We start from the raw sequence: 1,489 nt of genomic DNA, 5'->3' as shown, positions 1-1,489 counted from the left end.
GCCTCTCCCGCGGCATTCTCCGTTCGAGGGTTGCACCAGATTGGCTGGTGCCGAGCCTCAAGAATGGGGGAGAGACCACATGGAGAGTAACACGTTTATCGGGCTGGACGTCCATAAGGCGTCGATCTCTGTCGCCGTTGCGCGTGGCGAGCGAGGCGGTGAGGTTCGGCACTGGGGCTCCGTGCCGAACCGGCCTGATCACATCCGCAAGCTGGTGGAAAAGCTGGCCGCGAGCGGGGCGCAGCTGCGGTTTTGCTATGAGGCTGGCCCCTGCGGCTATGGCCTCCACCGCCAGCTGGTCGAGATGGGGCATGACTGCATCGTGGTCGCGCCCTCGCTGATCCCGCTGAAGGCCGGGGACCGGGTGAAGACGGACCGCCGCGATGCGCTGATGCTGGCCAAGCTTCACCGGGCGGGCGAGCTGACGGCGGTCTGGGTGCCGGATGCAGCGCATGAGGCGATGCGTGACCTGGTCCGGGCCAGGGCGACAGCGATGCGGGTGGCGGGCAAGGCGCGTCAGCATCTGCAGGGCTTCCTGTTGCGCCACGGTCGGGTCTATCCCGGCAAGAAGGGCTGGACAGGTGCCTACCGGCGCTGGCTCGCGATGGTGCGCTTCACGCATCCGGCGCAACAGATCGTTCTGCAGGATTACATCGACGCTGTCGCTGATGCCGAGGCGCGGGTGGAGCGGCTGACCGGACAGATTGCGGATCTGCTGCCGCAGTGGAGCCTCGCGCCGGTGGTAGCGGCGGTTCAGGCGATGCGCGGGGTCGGGTTCATCGTCGCGGTGACGGTGGTGGCCGAGGTCGGGGACTTCCACCGCTTCGACAGTCCGCGCCAGCTGATGGCCTATCTTGGGCTGACACCGTCGGAGCATTCCACCGGGGCCAGTGTGCGCCGGGGCGGGATCACAAAGGCGGGCAGCGGCCTCGCCAGACGCGCGCTTATCGAGGGGGCCTGGAGTTATCGGATGCAGGCGCGGATCAGCGTGAAGCTTCTGGCCCGGCTCGAGGCGCTGCCCCAGGTGGTGCGCGACATCGCCTGGAAGGGGCAACTCAGGATGTGCCAGCGATACCGCCATCTGGTTGCAGCGGGAAAGGCGAAGGTCGTCGTCGTGACGGCGGTTGCGCGCGAGATGCTGGGCTTTGTCTGGGCGATCGCCAGAGCGGTGACGGCGCCGCCTGTGTCGCCGGTCGCCACGGCCGTCTGAAACGGAAAGACCGCCTCGATCAGGCCGATGCGCAGAGTTGGGGGCGGAACGCGGTGGGGAACCCTCGTGCCCTGTTATGGGCCGACACTGTCGATGCCCGATCCTTAGACCGAGGCAGCCCCAGGACGAAACCACGGTCATGCGGTAGCCAACCCGCGCATGAGAGCTTGCTCAACCGTCGTCTCAGTTCCGCCTCCTGCCCTGCGCATCTATACCACAACGCACCCGGCCGAGCCGGAATATCTGTCGTGGAATAAGGGGTTGACTGCGATCATGAGA

The 1,489-nt window shown here is 66.6% G+C and carries 1 protein-coding gene; it reads left to right on the top strand.

What is annotated here, in order from left to right; genetic code table 11:
• The first annotated feature begins 79 nt into the window (after positions 1–79).
• Complete coding sequence (locus ACFOM8_RS22955) at positions 80–1,210, top strand: IS110 family transposase (RefSeq protein ID WP_080623113.1); 1,131 nt, start codon at positions 80–82, stop codon at positions 1,208–1,210.
• Positions 1,211–1,489 lie beyond the last annotated feature (279 nt).

The organism is Paracoccus angustae (assembly GCF_042648745.1).
In the GTDB taxonomy this organism is placed as follows: Bacteria; Pseudomonadota; Alphaproteobacteria; order Rhodobacterales; family Rhodobacteraceae; genus Paracoccus; species Paracoccus angustae.
The sequence above is the reverse complement of the archived record's forward strand: the minus strand, read 5'-3'. Positions and strand labels throughout refer to the sequence as shown.

Coding starts and splice junctions, on each gene's coding strand:
- ACFOM8_RS22955 (WP_080623113.1), top strand. CDS start 80: ATGGAGAGTAACACGTTTATCGGGCTGGACGTCCATAAGGCGTCGATC.